This window comes from Thalassococcus sp. BH17M4-6 (genome assembly GCF_049323015.1).
Taxonomy (GTDB): Bacteria; Pseudomonadota; Alphaproteobacteria; order Rhodobacterales; family Rhodobacteraceae; genus Puniceibacterium.
On the sequence record NZ_JBMPGU010000015.1, the window covers coordinates 106,513 to 112,772 of the forward strand.

Genomic DNA, 6,260 nt, shown 5'->3' on the forward strand with positions numbered 1-6,260 from the left:
TGGCGCATCTGTCACATCGGGGGGACGGTCAGGGGCGCGCCAGCAGCGCGTCGATCTGCGCCTCGAGCCGGGCGATGCGCGCGCCCTGGGCGGCGATCGTCCGGTCCTGACCGTCGAGGCGCTCCTGCTGTTCGGCGATGTAGAGATGCGCCTTTTCCAGCTCGTTGAGCATGCCGCCGGTCATCGCGGTGATGTTGAAGGGACCATCCTCGGGGGTCGGGCCGACTGCGGGCAGGTGCTTTTTGGCGCGCATCAGTGCTGCCTGTTCGGCGATGGTCGGCAGCGGGTAGTCTTCGTCGAAGACCCGGTCGCAGCCCGCCGCACAGGAGCCGCCGGTGAAAAGCTGGCCCGGGATGGTGAGGTCGCCATCCGCCGTCAGCGACATCTCGGGGCCATCGGCCACCGCGTCGGCGATGATGAAGCGGTTGGGGGCTGCGTTTTCATGGTTGAAGAACCAGGTGGTGCCGGCATCGGTGTTTTCGAAGGTGAAATACGACCCGCCGTTGTTGGAAAGCTTGAACATCTCCTGCGCACCGGAGGCGCCGTAATCCTCGACCAGCACCCGGGCGCGGTTGTCGTCGCGCAGAACGTGCAGCGGCGCGTCGATGGTTTCGGTGCCGCTCCCGACGGCTCTGACGCCCAGTCCCAGGTCCCCGTTCGGCTTCATGGCGAAAGATCCGGGCAGCAGGCCTTCTTCGAGCTGGAACACCGTGAATTGGTTCTCGGCGATGGCAATGCCGTTGTGGCTGGCCGATATGCGGTAGTCCGCCGCCGGCAGGCCGCCCGAGGTGTCCTGTTCCAGCGTGACAGCGGGAAACGACGCGCTGAGGATGTGCAGCTCGTCGCGGGGCAGCATCGTGCCCAGCCCGACGGTGCCAAGCTCGGTGATCCAGAGCGCATTTTCGGGCGCGCCGGCCTCGACGGTGAAGGGCACCGTGCCGTCGTTGAGATCGGCGATGGAAAACCGGCCGAGCCCGCCCGACCCCCCATCGTTGATCTGCAAGGCCCAGTCGTTGCTGGGGAAGGTGCCGGCCTCGAAGCTGGTGTCGATGAATTCGACCCGGATCGCGGTATTGGTGATCCTGAGCAGCGTGGACTCGGGAAAGACCTCGGCCTCGGTGCAGGCGTTGCCGATGCAGACGCTGTCGTCGAGCACGGTGTCGCCGGTGACGAAAAGATCGGCCTGGGTGGTGTCGGTGTCCGAGATATCGACACCTTCGCCGAACACCGCCTCTTGTGCCGGGGCGGCGGCGGCCAGGACGATCAGCGGCAGAGCGGGCAGAAAGCGGGACATCGAAAACTCCTTTGGCAAACGGGCGATCAAATCATGCCGAAGGGTAGCCGATTTCGGTGATATCACAAGGAAATCACCGGCTTTCTCTGCCTGGGGTTGTGCCGTTTGCGGGGCACTGCCCGGCCTGCGTCACCTGGCCAGCGCCGCCTCGATCCGGGCCAGCCGGGCGTGCAGGGCGGCGATCTCGGACGCCTGGGCGGCCTTGTCGCGTTCCAGCTCCAGCGTGTAGAGCGTGAGCTCCTCGACCTTCTGCAAAAGCCGCATCTGCATGTCGGTCATATCAAGGCCGTCCTTGGCGATCTGCGCCGCCGAGGGCACGTCGGGCAGGTGCCTGTTGGCGTCGATGAAGGCGGCGACTTCCGACAGCGGACGCAGGGCATAGTCGTCGGCAAAGACGTAGTCGGGCACATTGAGCGTGGTGCTGTTTACGGCAAACCCGCCCTGCACGGTCAGGACGCCGCCGGCGGTCAGGCTCATCTCGGCGCCATCGGCCACGGCGTCGGCGATGATGAAGCGGTTGGGGCTGGCCTGTTCATGGGTGAAGAACCAGGTCGTTTTGGCCTGGGTGTTGTCCATGGTGAAGAACGACCCGCCGTTGCTGCGCATGGTGAACATGCCCCGCGCCGCAGAGGGGCCTGCGGTGTTTTCCACCAGCACCTCGGCTGTGCCGTCGGCGCGTTGCACATGCAGCGGCGCGTCGGGGTTCGTGGTGCCCAGGCCGATCTCGCCGCTGACCGCGATCACCAGCGCGTCGTCGGGGGCCTGGTCGTCGATGCTGAAGGGCAGGGTGTTGCTGTCGCTGTCGCGGATGACAAAGCTGGTCTCGTTGCCGATCATTTCCCAGCGCTGGTTGCCGAAGGTGCCGCCGGTCTGCTGAAGCATGATGCCGGGGCTGTCGGCGGCGACGATGTGCAGGCTGTTCTGCGGGATCGAGGTGCCCATGCCGATACGACCGTTGGTGTCGAGCCAGAGCGCGTTGTCGCGCACCCCGCCCTCGATGGTGAAGGGGATGGTGCCGCCGTCGATGTCCTGCACCGCGAACTTGGTGATGCCCGTGTCGTTGATCACCAGCCGCCAGTCGTTGCTGGAAATCCCGCCGGTGCTGGAACTGTCCTCGAAGAGAATGTCCGGCTCCGACCACTTGAGCCGCAGCGGCCCCTGTTCGAAGGGCTCTGTCCCGTCGCAGGCCCCCCCGATACAGGCGCGCCCGTCGAAGATGTTGTTGCCGGCGCCGAAGTAGTTCGGACCGAAACCGTTCTGGGTGATGTCGCCCGACAGGGTCAGGTTGTTTCCCGAGATGTTCTGCGCCGTGGCGGGCAGGGCGGCAAGGCAAAGGGCGGCCAGCGAAAGGGCGAGGGGGCGGTAAAAGGGCGTCATGGCTAAATCCTTCTTCTTCGAAAACAAAGCCCCGTCAGGGAGGTATGCGGAGAAGTCTAGGCGCCCGGGGCCCCTGCGTCCACCTCGACAACCCTGGGCAGAGCGATGGGCGCCATGCAAAACGCCGCGCGGGTGGTCCCGCGCGGCGTTCCGGTTTTCGGTTCCCTGGTCGGGGCGATCAATCAGTCGGCGATCTGCGCCTCGAGCGATTCCAGCCGCGCCGACAGCGTCGCGATCAGCGCCTGCTGTTCGGTGTTCTGCGCATGCAGCGCCTGGATCGCCGCAAGCGCCACGCCCGAGGTGTCCAGGGTCGAGATCGTGGTGTCGGAATGGCCGGTGCCGAAGGCGGCATAGAAATCCTGCGCCATCGGACCGATGTGCCGGGTGCCGGTCTCTGCATCGTGCTTGTAGGTCCAGCTGCTGACCGGCAGCTGCGACACCTTCGCCAGCACGTCGTGGCTGTCGATCGGTTCGATCGCCATCTTGGCGTTCTTGTCCGAGCTTTCCGACAGCGTGCCGGCGATGATCAGGTTGCCCGCTGCGGTCAGCGTCAGCTCGGCCCCGTCAGCCACCGCATCGGCGATGATGAAATCGTTGTTGCCACCGTTTTCATGGGTGAAGAACCACGACGTGCCCGAGCTGGTGTTCTCCATCGTGATGAAGGACCCCCCGTTGTTGACGATCTTGAACGCGTCGAGGGAGCCGCCGCTGCTGCGGTTGATGTGCACGGCGGCGGTCGGGCTCTGGATGCCCATGCCGATATCGCCGGTGCTGCCTTCGACGATCAGCGCGTTGGTGGGGGCGTTGGGGAACACCTTGAACGGCAGCTTGCTGCCGTTGGTGACGTCGCGCACGAAGAAGTTGGTCTCGTTGCCCGCGAGGTCCCAGGTCTGTGCGGTAAAGCCGCTCGATCCGTCCTGTTCCAGCCGCAGGGTCGGGGTGTTGCCCTGCTTGACGTGCAGATCGACCACCGGCGTCGAGGTGCCGAAGCCCACCTTGTTGTTGTCGGCCAGGTACAGCTGGTGGCTGCGGGTGTTCGCCTCGATGGTGAAGGGCGTGCGGCCGCTGTCGATATCGTCGATCGAGAACTTGTTGGCCCCACCATTGGCGCTGTCGTTGAAGGTGATCTGCCAGTCGACGGTCGGGAAGGAGCCTGAACTCGAGGTATCCTGCGCCTTGATCCGCAGGTTGTTTTCCTTGAGCCGGATGGTGTCGAAGCCGAAGCTTTCGCCGTTGACGCAATCGACGCCGACGCAGAGCGAGCCGTCGACGATCACGTCGTCGGTGAACACCTGGTCTGCCTGGGCCATGCCGGCCATGGCGATGAGCGCGCTGGTCCCGAGCGCTGCCTTGAGCGAATAAGTCATTTGAAATCTCCTTTGTGACTATGCTTTCGTGAGTATGGGCGGGGCCAGCCCGGGAAACCGGTCAGCTTTCTTCTTCCTGGATTTCCTCGGGGGTGATGATCGCGCCGCGTTCGACGACGAAGAACCCGGTGCTGTAATAGGGAACGGCAGAGGTGTCACGCTGGTCTTCGCCGCGGCCCTGGTTGGACGGGTTGACGATGGCCTGGCGTTCCTCGGTGGCGGCGCGCAGCTCGTAGCGGTAGACGCCGTCCATCGCATCGGCGCGGTCAAGCTCGAAGACCGGGGTGCCGGATTCCGCATAGATCTGGGTGATCTTGCCGTTGGGGGCCGCGACCACCAGCGTGGCATTCGACAGGCCGATCCAGTTTTCGAACCAGACGGCGTTGGAATTGTGCTGCTGGATCGGATCGGCGGCGCGCGCCGGACCGGCGGCGGCAAGGGCAAGGCTGGCACTGAGCAACAGGGATCCGAGAAATCTGCGGGACATAAAGCGGGTAACCTCGTGGCTGGTAAGGACGTATGATGGATTTGTGGCGGAACTTTGGTGAAAGACCGAATGCCACGCAAGCATACATTAAGTTTTCTTAACCACTAAGCGCTAATTGCGCTCACTCCGTATCCTGCGGACCCGTCCAGCGCGCCTCGGCGCGGGCCTGGGCCTCGTTGATCTGATCGGGGGTCATCCGGTCGCGCAGCCCCAGGCCAAGCGGCAGCGCCGCCTCGAGCCCCGCCGAGCCGGCCAGCGCCAGCCACATCTGCGCCAGCACGTAATCCTGCGGCACGCCGGTGCCGCGGATATAGAGCAGCGCGAGATTGGCCATCGACGCCGGGTGCCCCTTTTCGGCGGTCGCGGCGAACAGCGCCGCGGCCTCCTGCCAGTCGGCGGGGCCGGGGGGTTCCAGGTGCACCAGCAGCCAGCCCATCTGGAAGGCCGCCACCGGATCGCCCGCCCGGGCGGCGTCGCGCAGCGCGGCGATGTCCTGCGGCTCCGACGGCGGTGGGGCGAGGCGCGGATCATAGACGAAGGCCGCCGCCTCGTCCGCCTCTCCGGCGCCGCCCAGCCGGTAGAGCCGGGCCGCCTCGGCATCGCTTTGCGGCACGCCAAAGCCGTTTTCATACATCACGCCCAGGTTGGTCATGGCGGTGCGCAGCCCCTGTTCCGCGGCCCCGGCAAAAAGCTGTGCGGCGCGGTCGTAATCCTGCGGCACGCCGTGGCCGCGCACGTAAAGCAGGCCAAGGTTGTTCTGCGCCCGGGCATCGCCCGCCGCCGCGGGCCCTTCGTAAAGCGCCCGCGCCCGGGCGTGGTCCTGTGCCACGCCGCGGCCGTTCTGGTAGAGCATCCCCAGGCTGACCGCGGACCGGATGTGGCCCGCCTCTGCCGCCTGGCCGTAAAGCGCGGCGGCCTCGGCCAGGGTGGCGTCATCGGTGGCGGTTTCCTCGAGCACCGCGGCCAGGTCGTGCAGATGCTCGGGCGCGCCCTGATCCGCGGCGGCGCGCAGCCACCGGAGCGCCTGGCCGGGGTCGGCTTCGACGCCGAGGCCGGTGTGGTAATAGCGCCCCAGCTGGTTCTGCGCCTGTGCATCGCCGGCCTTGGCCGCGCGGGCATACCAGTCGGCGGCCTGGGCAAAGTTCTGCACCACCCCCGCCCCGTCGTGGTAGCGCTGGCCCAGGGCGATCTGCGCGGCGGTTTCGCCCGCCTCGGCCTGCGCCTGCAGCTGCGCCACGGGCCGCTCTGCGAGGTCCTGCGCGGGCAGGGCCTGCGGCAGCAGCAGCGCCAGCGCCAGCAGCCCTGCGCGCAGGCCGCGGATCATTCGCTCCCCCGCACGGTCTGCCGCGTCCGGGGGGTGCGGGCCAGGATGGCGGCATGCAGGTCGCGGGCGCGGGCCTGGGCTTGGGCGATCTGCTCGGGCGTCATCAGCGCGGCGATCACCTCGCGGGTCTCGGCAGCCTCGGCATGCCCCGCCGCCCCGGCGAGGTTGAGCCAGGCATGGGCGGCGACGTAATCCTGGTCCAGCCCGTCGGCGCCGCTGGCATAGGCCTGGCCCAGCAGCGCCTGGGTGGCGACATCCCCGGCTTTGGCCGCGCGGAGGCGCCAGTCGTTGGCGCGGGCCTGATCCTCGGGGGTGATGTCGGGGGTTTCCAGCAGCAGCGCCCCCAGCGCGGCCTGGGCGCCGCGCAGCCCGTCCTCGGCCCGGGCGGTCAGCCAGTCGCGCGCGGGCACG

Annotated in this window: 5 protein-coding genes and 1 pseudogene; all 6 read right to left on the reverse strand. The window is 67.2% G+C overall.

Going from position 1 to position 6,260, the window contains the following annotated elements:
* Positions 1-28: 28 nt before the first annotated feature.
* Complete coding sequence (locus tag ACOXXX_RS18425) at positions 29-1,294, reverse strand: hypothetical protein (protein WP_422828080.1); 1,266 nt, start codon at positions 1,292-1,294, stop codon at positions 29-31.
* A gap of 129 nt (positions 1,295-1,423) precedes the next feature.
* Positions 1,424-2,671, reverse strand: a complete 1,248-nt coding sequence (locus tag ACOXXX_RS18430; RefSeq protein ID WP_422828081.1) for a hypothetical protein — start codon at positions 2,669-2,671, stop codon at positions 1,424-1,426.
* Between the two features lie 182 nt (positions 2,672-2,853).
* Positions 2,854-4,038 (reverse strand): tail fiber domain-containing protein, encoded by a 1,185-nt coding sequence (locus tag ACOXXX_RS18435; protein WP_422828082.1) that lies wholly within the window; start codon positions 4,036-4,038, stop codon positions 2,854-2,856.
* 61 nt (positions 4,039-4,099) lie between these two features.
* Entirely contained in the window at positions 4,100-4,525 is a 426-nt protein-coding gene (locus ACOXXX_RS18440) for a hypothetical protein (RefSeq protein ID WP_422828083.1), read from the reverse strand.
* Between the two features lie 121 nt (positions 4,526-4,646).
* Positions 4,647-5,849: an SEL1-like repeat protein gene (locus tag ACOXXX_RS18445; protein ID WP_422828084.1), complete on the reverse strand. Its 1,203-nt coding sequence runs from the start codon at positions 5,847-5,849 to the stop codon at positions 4,647-4,649.
* Positions 5,846-6,260 (reverse strand): annotated as a pseudogene (locus ACOXXX_RS18450) (hypothetical protein); the annotation flags it as partial. The pseudogene ACOXXX_RS18450 and the gene ACOXXX_RS18445, both read right to left, overlap by 4 nt.

Excerpts from the sequence above, each read along its gene's own strand:
- ACOXXX_RS18425 (WP_422828080.1), bottom strand. The coding sequence starts at position 1,294 with ATGTCCCGCTTTCTGCCCGCTCTGCCGCTGATCGTCCTGGCCGCCGCC.
- ACOXXX_RS18430 (WP_422828081.1), bottom strand. The coding sequence starts at position 2,671 with ATGACGCCCTTTTACCGCCCCCTCGCCCTTTCGCTGGCCGCCCTTTGC.
- ACOXXX_RS18435 (WP_422828082.1), bottom strand. The coding sequence starts at position 4,038 with ATGACTTATTCGCTCAAGGCAGCGCTCGGGACCAGCGCGCTCATCGCC.
- ACOXXX_RS18440 (WP_422828083.1), bottom strand. The coding sequence starts at position 4,525 with ATGTCCCGCAGATTTCTCGGATCCCTGTTGCTCAGTGCCAGCCTTGCC.
- ACOXXX_RS18445 (WP_422828084.1), bottom strand. The coding sequence starts at position 5,849 with ATGATCCGCGGCCTGCGCGCAGGGCTGCTGGCGCTGGCGCTGCTGCTG.